General features: G+C 60.6%; 20 protein-coding genes and 1 pseudogene. 15 read left to right on the plus strand and 6 right to left on the minus strand.

Features of this window, described 5'->3' with window-relative positions:
- Positions 1-70 precede the first annotated feature (70 nt).
- The 5 genes from acs (at position 71) to ACW9HX_RS08395 (ending at position 7355) form a co-directional block, all read left to right on the plus strand.
- Positions 71-2008: an acetate--CoA ligase gene (gene acs / locus ACW9HX_RS08375; RefSeq protein WP_457380225.1), complete on the plus strand. Its 1938-nt coding sequence runs from the start codon at positions 71-73 to the stop codon at positions 2006-2008.
- Between the two features lie 50 nt (positions 2009-2058).
- Positions 2059-2928 carry an oxygenase MpaB family protein gene (locus ACW9HX_RS08380; protein WP_457380226.1) on the plus strand — a complete coding sequence of 290 codons (870 nt, stop codon included), beginning with the start codon at positions 2059-2061 and terminating at the stop codon, positions 2926-2928.
- 54 nt (positions 2929-2982) lie between these two features.
- Positions 2983-3999 (plus strand): class I SAM-dependent rRNA methyltransferase, encoded by a 1017-nt coding sequence (locus tag ACW9HX_RS08385; protein ID WP_457380227.1) that lies wholly within the window; start codon positions 2983-2985, stop codon positions 3997-3999.
- 108 nt (positions 4000-4107) lie between these two features.
- On the plus strand, positions 4108-7059 hold the full coding sequence (locus tag ACW9HX_RS08390; protein ID WP_457380228.1) for a DUF748 domain-containing protein: 2952 nt from the start codon (positions 4108-4110) through the stop codon (positions 7057-7059).
- Positions 7059-7355, plus strand: a complete 297-nt coding sequence (locus ACW9HX_RS08395) for a DUF2845 domain-containing protein (protein ID WP_457380229.1) — start codon at positions 7059-7061, stop codon at positions 7353-7355. The genes ACW9HX_RS08390 and ACW9HX_RS08395 overlap by 1 nt, the downstream gene beginning before the upstream one ends.
- Positions 7356-7523: 168 nt before the next feature.
- Here ACW9HX_RS08395 and ACW9HX_RS08400 read toward each other — a convergent pair whose 3' ends face one another.
- The gene (locus ACW9HX_RS08400; protein ID WP_096820895.1) at positions 7524-7880 is read right to left on the minus strand and encodes a BON domain-containing protein; all 357 of its coding nucleotides are present in this window, start codon (positions 7878-7880) and stop codon (positions 7524-7526) included.
- Between the two features lie 298 nt (positions 7881-8178).
- The gene (locus ACW9HX_RS08405) at positions 8179-8619 is read right to left on the minus strand and encodes a pilin (RefSeq protein WP_096820894.1); all 441 of its coding nucleotides are present in this window, start codon (positions 8617-8619) and stop codon (positions 8179-8181) included.
- Positions 8620-8845: 226 nt separating this feature from the next.
- Here ACW9HX_RS08405 and pilB point away from each other — a divergent pair, with 226 nt between their 5' ends.
- Genes pilB through yacG form a run of 5 tightly spaced genes read left to right on the plus strand, consistent with a single transcriptional unit; the run spans position 8846 to position 13457 of the window.
- The gene (gene pilB, locus ACW9HX_RS08410) at positions 8846-10546 is read left to right on the plus strand and encodes a type IV-A pilus assembly ATPase PilB (protein WP_457380230.1); all 1701 of its coding nucleotides are present in this window, start codon (positions 8846-8848) and stop codon (positions 10544-10546) included.
- Positions 10547-10548: 2 nt separating this feature from the next.
- Positions 10549-11766, plus strand: coding sequence for a type II secretion system F family protein (locus ACW9HX_RS08415; RefSeq protein WP_457380231.1), 1218 nt, complete (start codon positions 10549-10551; stop codon positions 11764-11766).
- A 1-nt stretch (position 11767) separates the two neighbouring features.
- A complete protein-coding gene (locus ACW9HX_RS08420) occupies positions 11768-12640 on the plus strand; it encodes a prepilin peptidase (protein ID WP_457380232.1) in 873 nt (290 codons plus the stop codon).
- Positions 12637-13260 carry a dephospho-CoA kinase gene (gene coaE / locus ACW9HX_RS08425; protein ID WP_007959586.1) on the plus strand — a complete coding sequence of 208 codons (624 nt, stop codon included), beginning with the start codon at positions 12637-12639 and terminating at the stop codon, positions 13258-13260. Before ACW9HX_RS08420 ends, coaE begins: the two co-directional genes overlap by 4 nt.
- Positions 13257-13457 (plus strand): DNA gyrase inhibitor YacG, encoded by a 201-nt coding sequence (gene yacG, locus ACW9HX_RS08430; protein WP_096820889.1) that lies wholly within the window; start codon positions 13257-13259, stop codon positions 13455-13457. The genes coaE and yacG overlap by 4 nt, the downstream gene beginning before the upstream one ends.
- A 6-nt stretch (positions 13458-13463) precedes the next feature.
- Here the strand turns inward: yacG and ACW9HX_RS08435 are convergent, their stop codons facing one another.
- Positions 13464-13679 carry a hypothetical protein gene (locus ACW9HX_RS08435; protein ID WP_007959584.1) on the minus strand — a complete coding sequence of 72 codons (216 nt, stop codon included), beginning with the start codon at positions 13677-13679 and terminating at the stop codon, positions 13464-13466.
- Between the two features lie 65 nt (positions 13680-13744).
- Positions 13745-14434, minus strand: a complete 690-nt coding sequence (locus ACW9HX_RS08440; RefSeq protein ID WP_457380233.1) for an energy-coupling factor ABC transporter permease — start codon at positions 14432-14434, stop codon at positions 13745-13747.
- A gap of 133 nt (positions 14435-14567) precedes the next feature.
- Here ACW9HX_RS08440 and ACW9HX_RS08445 point away from each other — a divergent pair, with 133 nt between their 5' ends.
- From ACW9HX_RS08445 to ACW9HX_RS08465, 5 genes are all read left to right on the plus strand, one after another.
- Complete coding sequence (locus ACW9HX_RS08445; RefSeq protein WP_003228301.1) at positions 14568-15194, plus strand: DUF1780 domain-containing protein; 627 nt, start codon at positions 14568-14570, stop codon at positions 15192-15194.
- A complete protein-coding gene (locus ACW9HX_RS08450) occupies positions 15191-15718 on the plus strand; it encodes an MOSC domain-containing protein (RefSeq protein WP_457380234.1) in 528 nt (175 codons plus the stop codon). Before ACW9HX_RS08445 ends, ACW9HX_RS08450 begins: the two co-directional genes overlap by 4 nt.
- A 52-nt stretch (positions 15719-15770) precedes the next feature.
- A complete protein-coding gene (locus ACW9HX_RS08455; protein WP_065261571.1) occupies positions 15771-15944 on the plus strand; it encodes a DUF3094 domain-containing protein in 174 nt (57 codons plus the stop codon).
- A 63-nt stretch (positions 15945-16007) separates the two neighbouring features.
- On the plus strand, positions 16008-17306 hold the full coding sequence (locus ACW9HX_RS08460) for an NAD(P)/FAD-dependent oxidoreductase (protein WP_096820885.1): 1299 nt from the start codon (positions 16008-16010) through the stop codon (positions 17304-17306).
- A 213-nt stretch (positions 17307-17519) separates the two neighbouring features.
- On the plus strand, positions 17520-17927 hold the full coding sequence (locus ACW9HX_RS08465; RefSeq protein ID WP_096820884.1) for an HvfA family oxazolone/thioamide-modified RiPP metallophore: 408 nt from the start codon (positions 17520-17522) through the stop codon (positions 17925-17927).
- Positions 17928-18002: 75 nt separating this feature from the next.
- Here the strand turns inward: ACW9HX_RS08465 and ACW9HX_RS08470 are convergent, their stop codons facing one another.
- Both ACW9HX_RS08470 and ACW9HX_RS08475 read right to left on the minus strand, forming a co-directional pair.
- Positions 18003-18866, minus strand: a complete 864-nt coding sequence (locus ACW9HX_RS08470) for a methyl-accepting chemotaxis protein (protein WP_457380273.1) — start codon at positions 18864-18866, stop codon at positions 18003-18005.
- Positions 18858-19628 (minus strand): annotated as a pseudogene (locus tag ACW9HX_RS08475) (MCP four helix bundle domain-containing protein); the annotation flags it as partial. The pseudogene ACW9HX_RS08475 and the gene ACW9HX_RS08470, both read right to left, overlap by 9 nt.
- Positions 19629-19656 lie beyond the last annotated feature (28 nt).

The raw sequence follows: 19656 nt of genomic DNA on the forward strand, positions 1-19656 counted from the left end.
ACGGGTCTTGAACCCTCCCCGCTCTCGGCGCATCTTTATCCTTGTCGCACAACAAGAATAAGGAACCGTCATGTTCGATATCAGCACGTTCCCCAAAGCCGATGCCGTCCGCCGGGCTGCCCAGTTGAGTCAGGACGACTACCATCGCCTGTACCGCGAATCCATTGAACATCCCAGCACCTTCTGGGCCGAACAGGCCACGCGTTTCCTCGACTGGAGCACGCCGTGGCAGACCGTCCAGCGCTATGACCTGAAGACCGGCGAAGCTTCCTGGTTTGCCGGGGCGAAACTGAACGTCAGTTACAACTGCATCGACCGTCACCTGGAAAAGCGCGGCGATCAGACCGCCATTCTCTGGGAAGGCGACGACCCTGCCGAATCGACGCAAATCACCTACAACAAACTCCACCACCACGTCTGCCGCCTGGCCAACGTGCTGAAAAGCCGTGGCGTGAAGAAAGGCGATCGGGTGTGCATCTACATGCCGATGATCCCCGAAGCAGCCTACGCCATGCTCGCCTGCACGCGGATCGGCGCGATTCATTCGGTGGTGTTTGGCGGTTTCTCCCCGGACTCCTTGCGCGACCGCATTTTCGATGCCGATTGCCGCACCGTGATCACCGCCGACGAAGGCGTGCGCGGCGGCAAGTTCGTGCCACTGAAGCAGAATGTCGACAAGGCCCTGCAAAGTTGCCCGGACGTCAGCACCGTTGTAGTGGTCGAACGCACCCAGAACAAGATCGACTGGGTCGAAGGCCGCGACCTTTGGTATCACCAGGCTGTGCGCGACGTCAGCGACGATTGCCCGCCGGAACCGATGGACGCCGAAGATCCGCTGTTCATCCTCTACACCTCCGGCAGCACCGGAAAACCCAAGGGTGTGCTGCACACCACCGGCGGTTACCTGCTGCAAGCGGCGATGACCTTCAAGTACGTCCTCGATTATCGCGACGGCGAAGTGTTCTGGTGCACCGCCGACGTCGGCTGGGTCACCGGCCACAGTTACATTGTCTACGGCCCGCTGGCCAATGGCGCCACCACGCTGATCTTCGAAGGTGTGCCAAGCTATCCAAGCACTTCGCGGTTCTGGCAGGTGATCGACAAACACAAGGTCAACATCTTCTACACCGCCCCCACTGCCCTGCGCGCACTGATGCGTGAAGGCGCCGGGCCGTTGCAGGAAACGTCGCGGCAAAGCCTCAGATTGCTCGGCAGCGTCGGTGAGCCGATCAACCCGGAAGCGTGGGAATGGTATTTCAACGTGGTCGGCGAGCAACGCTGCCCGATTGTCGATACCTGGTGGCAGACCGAAACCGGCGGCATCATGCTCAGCCCGCTGGTCAGCGCCCAGCGGGTCAAACCGGGCTGCGCCACCCAGCCGATGTTTGGCGTGCAACCGGTTCTGCTCGATGAGCACGGCAAGGAAATCAAAGGCGCCGGCAGCGGCGTGCTGGCGATCAAGTCGAGCTGGCCGGCGCAGATCCGCAGTGTCTACGGCGATCCGCAGCGCATGGTCGACACCTACTTCAAACCCTACCCCGGCTACTACTTCACCGGCGACGGCGCCCGCCGTGATGAGGACGGCGATTACTGGATCACCGGGCGCATCGATGACGTGATCAATGTCTCCGGCCACCGCATCGGCACCGCCGAGGTCGAGAGCGCGCTGGTGCTGCACGACAGCATCGCCGAGGCCGCCGTTGTCGGTTATCCCCACGACGTCAAAGGCCAGGGCATCTATGCCTTCGTCACGCCCATGAACGGTGCCGAGCCCAACGACGAACTGAAAAAGGAACTGCTGGCCCACGTCAGCAAGGAGATCGGCAGCTTCGCCAAACCGGACCTGATCCAGTGGGCCCCGGCCCTGCCGAAAACCCGTTCGGGCAAGATCATGCGGCGGATCCTGCGCAAGATCGCCTGCAACGAGCTCGACAGCCTCGGCGACACCTCGACCCTGGCCGACCCGAGCGTGGTGCAGGGGCTGATCGACAAGCGCCTTAACCAGTAGAATCACGGGCGCGGTCAACCGACCGCGCCGCCCTTCACCACTGAGTTGCCATGGAATTCATCCGCAGCCGTATCGAAAACCAGCTTATGAGCCTGACCGGGCTGTCCCTCGGCCAGCTCGATCTGGAAAACCCCAAGGGCGATCCCGGCCTGTTCGGCCCGGACTCGATCAGCTGGCAAGTGCACGGCGACTTCAGCAGCATGTTGATCGGCGGCATCAGTGCCTTGTTGCTGCAAGCCCTGCATCCGCTGGCACTGGCGGGTGTCTGGGATCACTCGAATTTTCGCCAGGACATGCTCGGCCGTTTGCGCCGTACCAGCCAATTCGTCTCTGGCACCACATTCGGCTCAAAGCGAGATGTCGAGTGGCTGATCGAGAAAGTCCGCACCATTCACCTGCAAGTCGTCGGTACCGCGCCGGACGGTCGACCCTATACGGCCAGCGATCCGGATCTGTTGACCTGGGTGCACGTGGCCGAAGTCAGCAACTTTCTCGCCGCCCATTTGCGCTACCGCAACCCACATTTGTCGATGGCAGATCAGGATCGTTACTACGCGGAAATCGCGGTGGTCGCTGAACGACTGGGTGCCCGGGATGTGCCGAAGTCGCGCCAGGCCGTGGCCAACTACCTGCAACGCATGCGCCCGCATTTGCTGTGCGACGATCGTAGTCGCGAGGTCTTGCGCCTGCTGCTCGATGCCCCGGCGCCCAGCGTTCTGGCGCGGCCGTTTGGTGACTTGATGATGAAGGCCGGCATTGACCTGCTGCCGGACTGGGCCAGTGACATGCTGGATGCCCGCCAGAACCCGCTGCAACGCCAGTTGATCCGCGCCAGCGTCAAGCGCAGCGCACCAATGTTGCGCTGGGCGATGCGCAATGGTTCGGTTCAGCGGGCCCAGCGGCGGATGGGGCTGAGCTGAGGCTCAGTAACTGCTAAACTCCCGCGCCCCGATTCCCTCCAGCAAGGCGCAAGCATGTCTTCCCTGAATCAGGCGCTGCGCGCCGCCCTCGACCAACGCCAGGATCTGCTCGCCGAGCTGCACCGCCAGGGCACCGACTGTTATCGCCTGTTCCACGGCAGCCAGGAAGGCGCCGGCGGCCTGACCATCGACCGTTATGGCCCGCAACTGATGGTGCAGAGCTTCCACCAGACGCTGGCACTCGCCGACCTGCTGCAATTGCACGCCACGGTGAATGAAACCTTGGGCCTGGAAACCTTGCTGGTCTACAACGACCGCTCCCGTGGCAACTCGCGGATCGACCGTGAAGACAGCGTGTACCGCGCCGAAGACGCCGCGCTGGTTGATCTGGTCGGCCACGAATGGGGTCTGAATTATCGCGTGCGCGGGCGCCATGCCGGGCAGGATCCGCTGCTGTTCCTCGACCTGCGCAACACCCGCGGCTGGGTCAAGGATCACGCCAAGGGCAAAAGCGTGCTCAACCTGTTCGCCTACACCTGTGGCGTAGGCCTTAGTGCGGCCGCCGGTGGAGCCCGCGAGGTGTGCAACCTGGATTTCGCCGAGGGCAATCTGGCGGTCGGTCGCGAGAACGGTTCGCTCAATCCGCAACTGCCGACCATGGAATTCATCCAGTCCGACTACTTCCCGGCAATCCGCCAGTTGGCCGGCCTGCCGATCAGTCAGCGTCGCGGACAGAAACTGCCGAGCTATCAACGCCTGGAACAGCGCCAGTACGATCTGGTATTGCTTGATCCCCCTGCGTGGGCCAAAAGTGCGTTCGGCACGGTCGATCTGCTGCGCGACTATCAAAGCCTGCTCAAGCCAGCCCTGCTGACCACTGCCGATAATGGCGTGCTGATCTGCTGCAACAACCTGGCGAAAGTCAGCATGGATGACTGGCGCGAACAGGTGCTGCGTTGCGCCGAGAAAGCCGGGCGTCCGGTACGTGAATGGAGTGTGATGACCCCGGGCGCCGACTTCCCTTCACTGGACCAGCAACCGCCGCTGAAGACCCTGATTCTCCAGTTGTGAAACCGCGCGAGAAATTCCCTACAGAAAAATCTGAACAATCCTGAGCACGGGCTATTACTTCGGAACCGGAATCGCGTGCCATACTCCAAGGCACTCCGATTCAGACAGATGAAGCCGCACATGCCCAAAGGATTGATTCGCGCGATTAGCGCCTTGTTGACCGCTCTGGCCCTCTACAGCCTGCTGGGGTTTCTGATCTTGCCGGGCATTGCGCTCCGGGTGGCTAACCAGCAACTGGCCAACTACGCCACGGTGCCTGCGCACATCCAGCGTATCGAACTCAATCCGTTCAGCCTCGAAGTCACGCTTTGGGGCCTGGTCATCGGCGAGCCGGGCAAGGAACAGGTCGGCTTCGAACGTCTGTACGCCAACCTGCAACTCGACAGTCTGTGGACAAAAGCGCTGCATCTGTCGGACATCGAGCTGGACAAGCCCAAGACCGAAGTTCTGTTCGCCCGGGACGGCAAGCTCAATCTGCTGGGTTTGTTCAAGCTGCCGGCCAGCGAACCGACACCGGCCGATCCGAATGCCAAGCCGTTTCCGCTGCGTATCGACCGAATCAAACTGGCCGGCGGCAACGTGCATTTCGAGGATGCACGCCCGAGCGAGCCGATCGAGTTTCTCTACGACAAACTCGATTTCGAACTCAACAACCTCAGCACCCTGCCCGAAGACAATGCCGACATGACCCTGGTCGCCATCGGCCCGGCCGGCGGGCAGATCGACTGGAAAGGCAACTTCAGCCTGATCCCGATCGCCTCCGAAGGCACGCTCAAAGTCACCGATGGCCAGATGAAGGCGTTCTGGCCGTATGTGCGCGACGCCGTGCCGTTGGTGCTGGAAAACGGTGTGGTCAGCCTGAGCACCGACTACAAACTCAACCTGTCCAAGGAAACCGAGCTGCTGCTGAGCAACGTGTCGGTCAGTGTTGCGCCGTTTGCGATCAAGGCCCCGGACGGGCGTCCGCTGGCGAAACTCGATCGTCTCGACGTCAGCGAAACCACCGTGGACCTGGCCAAACAGCAAGTGGTGGTCGGCAAGATCCGCAGCCAGAAACTCGAAACCTGGGCCGCTCTTGAAGCGGACGGGCAATTGGACTGGCAGAAACTGTTCGCCAGCCAGCCGTCCAAGCCTGCCGCCAAAGCGGCGGCGGAACCGAAAAACACTCCGGCGGCGGCCGACTCGCCGAAACCGGAACCGACAGCGCCAGCCAAGCCCTGGCAGGTACTGCTCAAGGACGTGCAACTGCGTGACTATAAAGTGCATCTGGCTGACCGCTCGGCGAAGCCGGAAGTCACCCTCGATGTCACGCCGCTGAACGTCGACCTGCAGAATTTCGACAGCCTCAACGGCTCGCCCTTCAACGTCAAACTTGACGCTGGACTGGGCAAGCAAGGCAAGATCAGCGCCGACGGCGTGGTCAACCTGGCGCCGGTCACCGCCCAGCTCAACGTGAAAACCCAGGACATCGACCTGCGCGTCGCCCAATCCTATATCAACCCGTTCATTCGCCTGGAACTGCGCAGCGGCATGCTCGGCAGCGATCTGAAAGTGAACCTGAAAAGCACCGAGCCGCTGGCACTCAGCGTCACCGGTCGTGCTCAGGTCGATCAGTTACACACCCTCGACACCCTGAAGACCCGCGACTTCCTCAAGTGGCAACAAGTGGTGGTCGAAGGCCTGAACTATCAACACGGCGACAGCCTGTCGATCGACAGGATCAACCTGTTCCAGCCGTATGTGCGGTTCATGATCAACGATGATCGCACTACCAACATCGATGACTTGCTGATCCCGCAACCTGCCGATTCCGGGGTGAAAACCGTAGCGGCCAAACCGGCCAGCAACTCGAAACCGTTGGGTATTCATATCGGCGGCATCGCGATCAATGACGGCTCGGCCAACTTCGCCGACTTCAGCCTGACGCCGAACTTCGCCACCGCCGTCCAGCAGCTCAACGGCCAGATCGGCACCATCGACAGCCGCCAGGCGAAACCGGCCAGCGTTGACGTCAAAGGCAAGGTAGACCGCTATGCGCCAGTGACCATCAAGGGCGCGGTCAACCCGTTCGACCCGATGGCCAGCCTCGACATTGCCACCAGTTTCAAACGGGTCGAGCTGACGACCCTGACGCCCTACTCCGGCAAGTTCGCCGGCTACCGGATCCGCAAGGGCCGGCTCAATCTCGACCTGCATTACCTGATCACCAAGGGCCAGCTCAAGGCCGAGAACAAAGTGGTGGTCGAGCAACTGCAACTGGGTGAGAAAGTCGACAGCCCGGACGCCGTGAGCCTGCCGCTGAAGCTGGCGATTGCGCTGCTCAAGGATGTGGACGGCAAGATTTCCATCGAGTTGCCGGTCACCGGTGACCTCAACAACCCCCAATTCAGCGTGATGCCGATTGTCTGGCAGACACTGCGCAATCTGATTGTCAAAGCCGCCGCCGCACCGTTCAAGCTGATTGGCGGTCTGATCAGCGGAGGCGGATCGGAAGATCTGGGCACCGTGTCTTTCGCACCGGGTTCCAGCGAACTGAACAAGGATGCCGAAGCCGCGCTGGTGAAGCTGTCGCAAGCGCTGAAGGAACGTCCGGCCCTGCGCCTGGAAATCGAAGGCACCGCCGCCCAGAGCAGCGATGGCCCTTTGATTGCCGAACAGCGTCTGGAACGTGAATACCAGTACAACTACTACAAGATGCTCCAGCGCCGTGGCGACAAAGTACCGGCTCAGGCATCACTGATCCAGGTACCGGATAACGAAAAAGGCCCGCTGCTCGAAGGCATCTACCGCACCCGTCTGAAAACCCAGCCGCCGGCTGAATGGAAGGATCTGGGCAAGGAAGAACGCACCGCGAAAATGCGTGCGGACGTGATCAAGTTCTGGAGCACCAGTGATGTGCTGCTGCGCCAGCTCGGTCAGGACCGGGCCAGCAGCATCAAGGATTATCTGGTGGATAAAGGCCAACTGGCCGACGACCGCGTGTACTTCATCGACGCCAACCTCGGCGAAGCGGAAAGCGACGGGCGCGTAGTGACGCAAATGCATCTGGATGCCGAGTGATGAACCGTCAATGGCTGGCTGCAATGGTGTTGGCGTTGCTCGCCAGCCAGACTTGGGCGTCCGATACGCTGCGCTGTGGCAGCCAGTTGGTCAGCCTTGGCGACCGATCCAGCGAGGTGCTGCAAAAGTGCGGCGAGCCGGTGAGCCGCGACGTGCTGGGCTACAAGCGCAGCGCCAATCGCCGGGAAGAGTTTCAGGTCGAGGAATGGACCTACGGCCCGAGCAACGGCATGTACCAATACCTGCGCTTCGAAGGCAATCGTCTGCGGCAGATCAACAGCAAGCGCGGCAACTGACCTGCCCATTTTTTTCCCGTCCCTGAAATAAAACAGGCCCCGGCACGAATGCCGGGGCCTGTAGTGGCCACATTCCGTGTGGCCGTTCGCATGAACTCTAAAGTGCGGCAGACGTATTGCTCGGCCCGCCTGTCGCGTCTTCTCCCGGTCCAGGCGAGAAGTCTTGCCTTACTCGGCTTTCAGGCCGTCAGCGGAGACCGCTTTGACGCCTTTGATTTTCTTGGCAATCGCCACGGCGGTGGTTTTCTGAGCTTCGGTAATGGCAACCGTCGAGGACAGGGAAACGACGCCTTTGTTGGTTTCTACTTTGATGTCAGTGCCTGGAATACCTTTTTCGGTTACCAGATCGCTTTTGACTTTAGTGGTGATCCAGGTGTCGGAAGTGGCTTCTTTCGCCTTGGTCATTTCACCGGCGGCCAGGGTCATTGGCGCCTGGGTAGCCTGGGTGGATTGTGCAAATGCGCCGGTGGCCATGGTCAGGGTCAGCGCGGTAGCAGCAGCGGCAGTGATAGCGAACTTCTTCATACGAGTAACTCCTGTTTTTCTGGAAAGTCTGCTGCGTGTCTTGTCAGCAGGGTTACTGGGTACATTGCGAACGCTGTGCCAAGTTTTGAAAAGACAATAAATCTATATAAATCAACAAGTTAATAATTATGAAAATTTTCGGAATCATGCAAATTGCATGACCTTCGGATTTTCTACATGCAAGTTGCGGCTTTTGGGAAAGTTCCTAACACGCTGAAAAGATTGAAGCTTTTGTGAAACACTACGCAAAACAAAATGCCCCGCAAAGCGGGGCATTTGATGACGCCTGGCTATCCGCTCAGGCACCGCTGCCCGGGCAACCTTTAGGCGCGTAGTCCGGGTTGACCGTGGATGCACAACTCCAGACACCCGCGGTGTTGCCGGTAGCAGCACCTGTGCGGGAAAGCGTGATGGTTTTACCCAGTACCGGGCCCGGTGCGTTCACCAGCGTGCAGGTGATCGTGCCGGCACCTGTCGAAGCAGTGCCCGATGCCGCCAACGTGCAGTTGGAGGTGGTGGCTGCCGCATTACCGGCTACCAGCAGCAGGGTCGGGTCAGTACCTTGATTAATTGTGTCCTCGAACGGCACTTTGAGGGCGCTGATTTCCGCCAGCCCCGCCGTCACCTTCGACCGTGCCTGGTACTTCGTGTATTGCGGCAAGGCGATGGTGGCCAGAATGCCGATGATCGCCACGACGATCAGCAGTTCGATCAGAGTGAAACCTTGTTGTTTTTTCATAGACACGCTCCATGCATGAGTCGGAATCTCATGATCTGAGATGAACCGAGCATAGCCCGTGCCAAGCGCTTCGCCACCCCAAGGGCGGGGCATGAGCCTGGGACTACTCCGTTTCCTACAACCTGTAACCGCACTATCTGACACTTTTTGTCACCTGCACCGAGGCGGTTTGGCGCTGTCACTTGACTAGGCTATAAGTCATGAACTGTCTGCATCCGGGATTCCCATGAATGACATCGCTCTGAGCGGTCTGGCCAAACAATTGGTGCAGTCCGAACTACTCACGGAAAAAAGCGCCCAACAAGCCTGGCAGCAGGCCCAGCGCAATCGCCTGTCGCTGGTCAGCTATCTGGTACAGAACAAACTGGTGAAGAGTTCGCAGGTCGCCGAGATTGCCTCGGAGCATTTCGGTATGGCGTTCCTCGACCTCAACTGCCTGGACAAGGACACCCAGCCCAAGGGTCTGGTCAGCGAAAAACTGGTGCGCCAGCACCATGCCCTGCCCCTGTGGCGTCGCGGCAACAAGCTGTTCGTGGGGATCTCCGACCCGAGCAATCACCAGGCGATCAACGATATTCAGTTCAGCACCGGGCTGACCACCGAAGCCATCCTGGTGGAGGACGACAAGCTCACCGACGCCATCGAAAAATTCTTCGACACCCACGCCTCCGGCCTGGAAGACATGGCCGATGTCGACCTCGACGGACTGGATGTCGAGTCCATCGATGACAGCAAACAGGACGCCATCGGCGGGATGGACGCCGACGATGCGCCTGTGGTGCGCTTCGTCCACAAGATGCTGCTGGACGCGATCAAGAGCGGGTCGTCCGACCTGCACTTCGAACCCTACGAGAAAAACTACCGGGTACGGGTACGCACCGACGGTATCCTGCGTGAGGTAGCCAAGCCGCCCATTCAACTGGCCGGACGCATCGCCGCACGCCTGAAGGTCATGGCCAGTCTCGACATCTCGGAACGCCGCAAACCTCAGGACGGGCGACTGAAGATGCGTCTGTCGAAGAGCAAGTCGATCGATTTCCGGGTCAACACGCTCCCGACCCTGTGGGGTGAAAAAGTGGTAATCCGGATTCTCGACCCGTCCAGCGCGCAGATCGGTATCGACGCCCTGGGCTACGAGCCGGAGCAGAAAGAGTTGTACCTCGCGGCCCTGAAGCAGCCCCAAGGCATGATTCTCGTCACGGGCCCTACCGGGTCCGGCAAGACCGTGTCGCTGTATACCGGCCTGAATATCCTCAATACCGTCGACATCAACATCTCCACTGCCGAAGACCCGGTGGAGATCAACATGGAAGGTATCAACCAGGTCAACGTCAATCCGAAGCAGGGACTGGACTTCGCCCAGGCCCTGCGTTCGTTCCTGCGTCAGGATCCGGACGTGATCATGGTCGGTGAGATCCGCGATCTGGAGACGGCGGAAATCGCCATCAAGGCGGCACAGACCGGTCACCTCGTACTCTCCACGCTACACACCAACAGCGCCGCCGAGACGCTCACCCGCCTGCACAACATGGGCATTCCCGGTTTCAACATCGCCACATCGGTCAGTCTGATCATCGCCCAGCGTCTGGCACGAAAACTCTGCAGCCATTGCAAGAAAGCCATCGAGATCCCCCGCGAAACTTTGCTCAAGGAAGGCTTCCCCGAGGAACGCATCGGCAGCTTCACGATCTATGAGCCCGAAGGTTGCGATCACTGCAACGGCGGCTACAAGGGACGCACCGGAATTTATGAAGTGGTGAAGAACACCCCCGAACTGCAACGGCTGATCATGGCCGAGGGCAACTCATTGGAAATCGACAGCCAGATGCGCCTGGACGGCTTCAACGACCTGCGCACTTCGGGACTGATCAAGGCGATGCAAGGCATCACCAGCCTTGAAGAAATCAACCGGGTCACCAAGGACTGAACATGGCGGTCAAGGCAGCGAAAATCAGCGTCTATGCCTGGGAAGGCACGGACAAGAAAGGCAGCAGGATCACTGGCGAGTTGAGCGGGCAGAACCCCGCACTGATCAAGGCACAGCTGCGCAAGCAAGGTATCAACCCCGGCAAGGTGCGCAAGAAATCCGCGTCATTGCTGAATTTCGGCAAACGCATCAAGCCGCTGGACATCGCCCTCTTCACCCGGCAGATGGCGACCATGATGAAGGCCGGCGTGCCGTTGCTGCAATCGTTCGACATCATCGGCGAAGGCTTTGAGAACCCGGCCATGCGCAAACTGGTGGACGAGGTGAAACAGGAAGTCGCGGCCGGTAACAGTTTCGCCGCGGCCCTGCGCAAGAAGCCGCAATATTTCGACGAGTTGTACTGCAACCTGGTCGATGCCGGCGAGCAGTCCGGTGCTCTCGACACCCTGCTCGAACGCGTGGCGACCTACAAGGAAAAGAGCGAAAGCCTCAAGGCCAAGATCAAGAAAGCCATGACCTACCCCACCGCCGTGATCCTGGTGGCCGCGGTCGTCACCGGGATTCTGTTGGTGAAAGTGGTGCCGCAGTTTCAGTCGGTGTTTTCCGGATTCGGCGCCGAACTGCCGGCGTTCACCCTGATGGTGATCGGCCTGTCGGAGTTCATGCAGCAATGGTGGTGGGCGATTCTCGGCGTGCTGACCCTGGCGTTTTTCGGCACCCGCCACGCCCTGAAAAAATCACAGGCCCTACGCGACCGGCGTGATGCCTGGCTGCTGAAACTGCCACTGGTGGGTACCATGATGTACAAGTCCGCCGTGGCTCGCTTCGCCCGAACCCTGTCGACCACGTTTGCCGCCGGCGTACCGTTGGTCGAAGCGCTGGACTCCGTCGCCGGAGCCACCGGCAACGTGGTGTTCAAACGTGCGGTGCTGCGCATTCGTCAGGATGTGGCCACCGGCATGCAACTGAACTTCTCGATGCGCACCAGCGGAATCTTCCCGAACATGGCCGTGCAGATGACCGCCATCGGCGAAGAGTCCGGCGCCCTCGACGACATGCTCGACAAGGTGGCCGGGTTCTACGAGGAAGAAGTGGATAACATGGTCGACAACCTCACCAGTCTGATGGAGCCTTTCGTCATGGTGGTGCTCGGGGTGATCGTCGGCGGACTGGTCGTGGCCATGTACCTGCCGATCTTCCAACTCGGCTCAGCGATCTGACATGCCCATCGACGAACTCTTCGCCCTCTATCCGCTGGCCTTTGTCTTCACTGCCCTGGTGCTCGGGCTGGTGGTCGGCAGCTTTCTCAATGTGGTGATCTGGCGCCTGCCGAAGATGCTCGAGCGCGAATGGCGCCAGCAGGCCCATGATGTGCTCGGGCTGCCTCTCGAAACACCGTTGCCCGTCTACAACCTGATGTTGCCGCACTCGCAGTGCCCGCATTGCGCCCACCGTATTCGTGCGTGGGAAAACATTCCGCTGCTCAGCTACCTGTTTTTGCGCGGTCGTTGCTCGTCTTGCGCGGCGCCGATCAGCAAGCGTTATCCACTGACCGAACTGGCCTGCGGGCTGCTCTCCGCGTTCATTGCCTGGCATCTGGGTTTTGGCTGGCCGGCGTGCCTGATGATCGTCCTGACCTGGGGCTTGCTGGCGATGAGTCTGATCGACACCGAGCATCAATTGTTGCCTGACGTGCTGGTACTGCCGCTGCTGTGGCTGGGATTGATCGTCAACAGTTTCGGTATGTTCGTCTCTCTGCACGACGCGTTGTGGGGGGCGGTGGCCGGTTATATGGCGCTGTGGTCGGTGTTCTGGCTGTTCAAACTGCTCACCGGGAAGGACGGCATCGGTCACGGTGATTTCAAGTTGCTGGCGCTGCTCGGGGCCTGGGGCGGTTGGCAGATTCTGCCGCTGACTATCCTCCTGTCTTCGCTGGTGGGGGCGGTGCTGGGGGTGATTTTGCTCAAGCTGCGCGACCGAAAAACCTCGACGCCGATCCCCTTCGGGCCGTATCTGGCAATTGCCGGCTGGATTGCCCTGCTCTGGGGTGGTCAAATAACCGACTTCTATTGGCAGTTTGTCGGTTTGAAATGAATACCCCTGTGGAAAAACCCTGGATTCTCGGCCTGACCGGCGGCATCGGCAGCGGCAAAAGCGCCGCCGCCCAGCACTTCATCGACCTTGGTATCCACGTGGTGGACGCCGATCATGCGGCGCGCTGGGTGGTTGAGCCGGGGCGCCCGGCGCTGGCGAAAATTGCCGAGCATTTCGGCCCCGATGTCCTGCAGGCCGATGGCACGCTGGATCGCGCGGCGCTGCGCAAGCTGATCTTCGAAGTGCCGGAGCAACGCCGCTGGCTCGAAGCACTGCTGCATCCGCTGATCGCCGAGGAAATCGCCCATCACCTGGCGCTGGCACAATCGCCTTACGCGATTCTGGTTTCGCCGCTGTTGATCGAGTCCGGACAGTACGCGATGACCCAGCGAATCCTGGTGATCGATGCTCCTCAGCAATTGCAGATCGAACGCACCTTGCAGCGTGACCAGACCAGCGAACAGCAGGTCCAGGCGATCCTCAAGGCCCAATCCAGCCGCGAAGACCGCGTGAGCCGCGCCGACGATGTGGTGGTCAACGACCGCGACCTCGCGTGGCTGCACAGCGAGGTCGAGCGCCTGCATCACTTTTACCTGACTTTATCTGGAGGCCAGTCATGAGCCCGATCCCGACCGTTGAATGCCCGACCTGTGGCGCCCCGGTGGAATTCACACCCGAGAACAAATTCCGGCCGTTCTGCTCGGACCGCTGCAAACTGATCGACCTCGGCGCCTGGGCGTCCGAAGAACACAAGATCCCGGTGGCCCCGGATGCCGAAGACGAACTGTTTTCCGGCGACTTCGACCCGCGCCACTGATTCCGTTCAGGGCCGCATGAAGCCGTAGTCCTGATCGTCGTCGAGATTTTCCGCCAGAAAGCGCAACTCGTCGGCCAGGTCTTCGGCGTTGCGCACCGCCTTGCTCTGCTGCACTACCGCACTGAGCAAGGCGCGCAGGCTCAGGCCCGGATCGAATCCCACCTCTTGCGCCATCTCCAGACTTTGCCGGGTTTCCTGCCTCGCCCACTCGTAAACGCTCATGCCGCTGCTCCTGAAGGGATTTGGCCGAGCATGAAATGCCGCGCGCGAGGTGGATTTGATGTGGATCAAGACTTGGGATCGTCGTCCTTCCAGGGCGCCGAAAGGTAGCGGGTGCGGTTGAAGGTCTCCAGCCATTCCGGACTGAACACCACCAGTGCGCTGATCACCATGCCGTTGATGAACGCTTCCGGAAAAATCAGCAGCCACAGGTAACCGATGAAATCTTCCAGCCATTCGGGCATGGCGAAGAGGCCGTCGTACCAGAGCAACGTCAGGCTCAGCACCAGGCACGACAGCGCCGACAAGGCAGCGGCAAAGAAACCAGAACAGAAGATATACACAAACGGATTACGCGGTTGCGCCCGCTCGACCAGGATCGCCACGCCCTCGGTGATCAGCACCGGCAGCAGGATCAGCAACGTGCCGTTGACCCCGACCGCTGCCAGGTCCTGACGTCCCAGCATGACCAGGCCAGTCTGCGCCACCAGTCCGCCCACGATTGCCAAGGGCCAGTCGAGCAGCAACGTCACCGCCGTCATGCCAATGAAGTGATACGACACACCGGTGTCGAAATCCCTGCGCACCATCCACAACAGAAACAGCGCGAACACGGTGCCGAACAGCAAATGCTGACGACGGCTGTCGCTGAACAGTTCGACCCACGGTGCCCGGCAGACCGCCCAGAGCAGCACCGGCAGGTAAATCAGCCAGCCAATGGTCAAACTTGACGATGACAGCAGTTCTGCACCGATCATGATCCCATCACCTTCATTCGCACCGCAGACTCCTTTGATTGGCGCTCCTGTTCGGAAGTCTACACCGCCCCCCGGGTGAAACTGCCGATGCAAAGCTTTCTGCTTGTCGCAATTGAACGCTAAGCTTGGGCCTATGGATGACTCAGATTATTTACGCCTGCTGACCATCGCGGCCGAGCAAGCCAACGCGTTCCTGTCCAATGCCCGCAAATGGGAGCGTGAGCGTTGGGTCTGCCAGCGCCTGCTGCAAGGCTTGAATATTCCGTATCGCGCCGACGAATTCGCCCCCGCCGGTGAGCCACCGGACGTGCTGTTTCGCGATGCCAACTTCGAGGTGTTTTTCGTCCTCGATGAAGGCCGCCGCCTCAATGACGAATGGCGCGACGAACTGCAACGTCGACGCAGCGCGTTTTCCCTGAGCCAACTGGTGCGCCGCGAGGCCAAGCCACGGCGGATTCCGGCCAACGAGTTTCTGCTCAGGCTCGCGCCGACCTTGCGCAAGAAAGCGCACAACTACAAGGAACGCGGCATGGACCTGGGTGAGCTGGACATCATCGCCTTCGCCAGCCTCAAGCGCGAAGTGCTCGACCTCAACAGCCACTTTCCACCGCCCACCGAATATTTGCGTCAGGGCTGGCGCTCGCTGTCACTGGTCGGGCCGACGTTCGCCCGCGTGTTGTTCGCCCACCCCGATGCACCGGATTTCCTGCGCAGCAACCTGGGTCGCAGCATCGTGTTCGATGTCGGGATCAGCCTGTGACACCACTTCAGCAACTGATTGCCGATGTACCGCAAACCGGGCGCGTGCGCTGGATAGGTGTGCGCCCCGAGTCCCGTGGGCCGATGATCGAACTGGACGCTGTGGAGGCGCGGCTCGAAGCCGGACTGACCGGCGATCACGCCCGCCCCGGCGTGCGCAATGCGCGGCAGGTAACATTGATTCAGTGGGAGCACCTGGCGGTGATCAGCGCCTTGATGGGGCGTCCGGCGGAGCGACCGTTCAGGCCTGAAGATCTGCGGCGCAATCTCGTTATAAGCGGAATCAATCTGTTCAGCCTCAAGGGGCGACGTTTTCGCATCGGCCAGGCGATCTTCGAAACCACCGGCTGGTGCCAGCCGTGCGCGCGTCTGCAGAACAACCTCGGTCCCGGAACCTTCCAGGCCGTGCGCGGGCATGGCGGAATCACCGCGCGAGTGTTACAAAGCGGGATCATTCGCCTCGATGACAGCGTGCATGTCGAACCGCTGCCGGACAGTGGCTATGCTCCCTTCAACCCCGGTTGAAAACCGCTGTAGCTTGTTCACATTCAGCAACGTCTACCTGACGAGGCCTCATATGACCAGTCGCCTGAACCCTGAAGACCAGAAGCATGTCGAAGAGTACCTGCAGTTGTCCCAGCACCGAGTCGAGCGCCGGCCTTTCCGGCCGTGGATGCTCCTGGTGGTGGTATTGGCAGCGACCATTGGTCTGGGCCTGTTGAGCCGATTTATCAGTTACCTGACGCTATGAGCTGCATCGCGCTCGCTCGGGTAACCGCACCGATTTCCTTTAAAAACCTTGCGAGCTATCCCTATGTCCCATCGTATTGTCATTGTCGGCGGCGGCGCCGGCGGTCTGGAGTTGGCTACCCGTCTGGGTAAGACTCTGGGCAAGCGCGGCACCGCCAGCATCATGCTGGTCGACGCGAACCTGACACACATCTGGAAACCGCTGTTGCACGAAGTGGCTGCCGGATCGCTGAACTCCTCCGAAGACGAACTCAACTATGTCGCCCAGGCCAAATGGAACCACTTCGAGTTCCAGCTGGGGCGCATGAGCGGGCTTGACCGTGAGCAGAAAAAGATCCAGCTCGCCGCCACCTACGACGAAAACGGCGTGGAACTGGTTCCGGCGCGGGAAGTGCCTTATGACTCGCTGGTGATCTCGGTCGGCAGCACCACCAACGATTTCGGTACCCAGGGCGCAGCGCAGCACTGTCTGTTCCTCGACACCCGCAAACAGGCCGAGCGTTTCCACCAGCAATTGCTCAATCACTATCTGCGTGCTCACGCCGGGCAAACCGATGTGGTCCAGCAGATCAGCGTGGCCATCGTCGGCGCCGGCGCCACGGGCGTCGAGCTGGCGGCCGAGCTGCATAACGCCGCCCATGAACTGGCGGCTTATGGCCTGGACCGGATCAAACCGGAAAACATGCACATCACCCTGATCGAAGCCGGGCCACGGGTGCTGCCAGCCCTGCCGGAGCGTATCAGCGGGCCGGTGCACAAGACCCTGGAAAAACTCGGGGTCAATGTGATGACCAACGCGTCGGTCAGCCAGGTCACCGCCGACAGCCTGATCACCGCCGATGGCAACGAGATCAAGGCCAGCCTGAAAGTCTGGGCTGCCGGGATCCGCGCACCAGGTTTCCTCAAGGACATCGATGGCCTGGAAACCAACCGCATCAACCAGCTGCAAGTGCTGCCGACCTTGCAGACCACCCGCGACGAAAACATTTTCGCCTTCGGTGACTGCGCCGCCTGCCCGCAACCGGGCTCGGATCGCAACGTTCCACCACGGGCCCAGGCCGCGCACCAACAGGCGTCGCTGCTGGCCAAGTCGCTGAAACTGCGCATCGAAGGCAAAACCCTGCCGGAGTACAAATACACCGACTACGGCTCGCTGATTTCGCTGTCGCGTTTCTCGGCTGTGGGTAACTTGATGGGCAACCTGACCGGCAGCGTGATGCTCGAAGGCTGGCTGGCGCGGATGTTCTACGTTTCGCTGTACCGCATGCACCAGATGGCGCTGTACGGCCCGTTCCGCACGGCGATGCTGATGCTCGGCAGCAAGATCGGACGCGGCACCGAGCCGCGCCTGAAGCTGCACTGATGTAAAACGCTGTGGGGGCGGGCCTGCTCGCTCCCACAGGGTTTTGTCTTTTACTGTATCTGCCCCCGCTTTCCTCACCTTCGCTTACAAACGCCCCCGCTCCTCGACACAGACGCGATACACCGCCACCGCTTAATGGCCACACCCGAGCACACCTGCTCCGGCTGATCGCCCTTAACGTGTGGTTGCGCAGTGCAACCGAAGGAGAATGAAATGACCCGCACTTCGAAAATTGGCAAAACCTCCCTTGGCCTGGTCGGTGCCGTACTGGCTGGCGGCCTGATGCTGTCCGGCTCGGTGTTCGCCGCGCAACCGCTGGCCCAGGGCTATATGGTCGCTTCGGCCGAGACCTCGGTGAAAACCCCGGAAGGCAAATGCGGTGAAGGCAAATGCGGCGATGCGTCGATGGCCAAGACCGACACCGATGGCGACGGCAAGGTCTCGCGTGCCGAGTTTCTGAAAGTCGCGCCAAAGTCTGACTTCGACAAGATCGACACCAACCACGATGGTTTCATCGACGAGCAAGAGGCTTACAACAACGTCAAAGCCAACTTCGAAGCCAACGGCAAGAAAATGCCGAAAGGCCTGTTCGAACACCTGAAAGACCAGGACGGTGCCTGATTTTCCAATCTGTCCCGACAAAACAAAGCCGCGCTTTCTCTGACGAAAAGCGCGGCTTTTTTACGTCTGCCGCAATTACAGCTGGAAGCGCCGCACCATGCCCTGCAATGCGTTGGCCAGTTGCGACAGTTCATGGCTGGAAGCGCTGGTCTGATCGGCACCGGCCGCCGAGCGCACCGACAGATCGCGAATGTTCACCAGATTGCGATCCACTTCCCGCGCCACTTGCGCCTGTTCTTCGGCGGCGCTGGCGATCACCAGGTTGCGCTCATGAATCTCGTGCACCGAAGCAGTAATGGTTTGCAGCGCCTCGCCGGCCCGCTCGGCCAGCACCAGCGTGGTGGACGCACGCGAGGCGCTGGCCTGCATCGACTCCAGCGCCAGAGTTGAGCCGTTGCGCATGCCTTGAACCATCTGTTCGATTTCCTGGGTCGATTGCTGCGTGCGATAGGCCAGTGCTCGGACTTCGTCGGCGACCACCGCAAACCCGCGTCCGCTTTCCCCGGCTCGCGCCGCCTCGATGGCGGCGTTGAGTGCCAGCAGGTTGGTCTGCTCGGCGATCGCGCGGATCACGTCCAGCACCTTGCCGATGTCTTGCGACTGGTTGGCCAGCGATTGCACCAGTTCGCCGGTGTGCTGCACGTCATTGGCCAAGGCGTTGATGGCGCTGGCGGTTTCACTGACCCGCTCTTGCCCCAGATGCGCCGACTCGCTGGACTGGCGCGTCGCGTCGGAGGTCGACACCGCATTGCGTGCGACTTCCTCGACCGCCGTGGTCATCTCGTTGACGGCGGTGGCAGCCTGTTCGATTTCGTTGTTCTGTTGTTGCAGGCCTTGGGTGCTGTCGAGCGTGACGGCGTTGAGCTCATCGGCGGCGGTCGCCAGTTGCGTCGCCGAGCCGCTGATGCCCTGCAGGGTTTCGCGCAGGTTCTGCTGCATCGTCGCCAGTGCCTTGAGCAACCGGCTGACTTCGTCATTGCCGTGGGTTTCGATCGGACGGGTCAGATCGCCTCTGGCAACGTACTCAGCGGCGTCGACGGCGACGCTCAGAGGGCGAACGATGCTGCGAGTCAGCAACATGGCCAGGGCCACCGTCGCCAGCGCCGCCAGAGCAATGAACAGGCTCACGATGGTGCGCGAGGTTTCGTAGTGGGCGGCAGAATTCTGGCTTTCGGCGGCGACCTGGCGGGCGAACAGATCCGCCAGGTCGTTCAGTTGTTTGCCGGAACCGTCGACCACGGTTTTCATGTCCACCAGCAGCAGCTTGGTCAGCTCGTCGCGCTTGCCTTGCTCGGCGAGGGTGAAAGACTGAGCGATCCCGGTGCGATAGGCGGCGAAGGTTCTCTTGAACTGTTCATACAACTGCTGACCTTCCGGTGTGGTCACCAGACGGTCGTAGGCAGCGATTTTCTCGCTCAGTTCCTTGTCCCGGGTGTCCATCTGGCTGCGGTACGTGGCGATATTGGCCGGATCCTGGTCCAGCGCCATGCGCAGGGAGATGGTGCGAATGCGCAGCATGATTTCGCGAATCTCGTCGCCACCGCGAATGCTCGGCAGCCACTGATTCTCCACCGCGACCTCGCTCTGGCGGATGCTCGACATTTGCCCCAGGGCGAAAACGCCGAGCAACGCCACCAGCACAGCGATCAGGGCAAAACCCAGGGCGGCACGGGGAGCAATATTCAACTGACGAAGCAACATGACGAACGCCCTTTTTCTTGTATTGGCC

This window comes from Pseudomonas sp. SDO52101_S400 (genome assembly GCF_054071635.1).

Bases quoted from the DNA above. Each gene is read 5' to 3' on its own strand.
- ACW9HX_RS08385 (WP_457380227.1), top strand. From the start codon at position 2,983: ATGTCTTCCCTGAATCAGGCGCTGCGCGCCGCCCTCGACCAACGCCAG.
- ACW9HX_RS08470 (WP_457380273.1), bottom strand. From the start codon at position 18,866: ATGCAGCAGAACCTGCGCGAAACCCTGCAGGGCATCAGCGGCTCGGCG.
- ACW9HX_RS08435 (WP_007959584.1), bottom strand. From the start codon at position 13,679: ATGAGCGTTTACGAGTGGGCGAGGCAGGAAACCCGGCAAAGTCTGGAG.
- ACW9HX_RS08380 (WP_457380226.1), top strand. From the start codon at position 2,059: ATGGAATTCATCCGCAGCCGTATCGAAAACCAGCTTATGAGCCTGACC.
- ACW9HX_RS08395 (WP_457380229.1), top strand. From the start codon at position 7,059: ATGAACCGTCAATGGCTGGCTGCAATGGTGTTGGCGTTGCTCGCCAGC.
- ACW9HX_RS08465 (WP_096820884.1), top strand. From the start codon at position 17,520: ATGACCCGCACTTCGAAAATTGGCAAAACCTCCCTTGGCCTGGTCGGT.
- pilB (WP_457380230.1), top strand. From the start codon at position 8,846: ATGAATGACATCGCTCTGAGCGGTCTGGCCAAACAATTGGTGCAGTCC.
- ACW9HX_RS08440 (WP_457380233.1), bottom strand. From the start codon at position 14,434: ATGATCGGTGCAGAACTGCTGTCATCGTCAAGTTTGACCATTGGCTGG.
- ACW9HX_RS08405 (WP_096820894.1), bottom strand. From the start codon at position 8,619: ATGAAAAAACAACAAGGTTTCACTCTGATCGAACTGCTGATCGTCGTG.
- ACW9HX_RS08390 (WP_457380228.1), top strand. From the start codon at position 4,108: ATGAAGCCGCACATGCCCAAAGGATTGATTCGCGCGATTAGCGCCTTG.
- acs (WP_457380225.1), top strand. From the start codon at position 71: ATGTTCGATATCAGCACGTTCCCCAAAGCCGATGCCGTCCGCCGGGCT.
- ACW9HX_RS08445 (WP_003228301.1), top strand. From the start codon at position 14,568: ATGGATGACTCAGATTATTTACGCCTGCTGACCATCGCGGCCGAGCAA.
- ACW9HX_RS08415 (WP_457380231.1), top strand. From the start codon at position 10,549: ATGGCGGTCAAGGCAGCGAAAATCAGCGTCTATGCCTGGGAAGGCACG.
- ACW9HX_RS08455 (WP_065261571.1), top strand. From the start codon at position 15,771: ATGACCAGTCGCCTGAACCCTGAAGACCAGAAGCATGTCGAAGAGTAC.
- ACW9HX_RS08400 (WP_096820895.1), bottom strand. From the start codon at position 7,880: ATGAAGAAGTTCGCTATCACTGCCGCTGCTGCTACCGCGCTGACCCTG.
- yacG (WP_096820889.1), top strand. From the start codon at position 13,257: ATGAGCCCGATCCCGACCGTTGAATGCCCGACCTGTGGCGCCCCGGTG.
- ACW9HX_RS08420 (WP_457380232.1), top strand. From the start codon at position 11,768: ATGCCCATCGACGAACTCTTCGCCCTCTATCCGCTGGCCTTTGTCTTC.
- ACW9HX_RS08460 (WP_096820885.1), top strand. From the start codon at position 16,008: ATGTCCCATCGTATTGTCATTGTCGGCGGCGGCGCCGGCGGTCTGGAG.
- coaE (WP_007959586.1), top strand. From the start codon at position 12,637: ATGAATACCCCTGTGGAAAAACCCTGGATTCTCGGCCTGACCGGCGGC.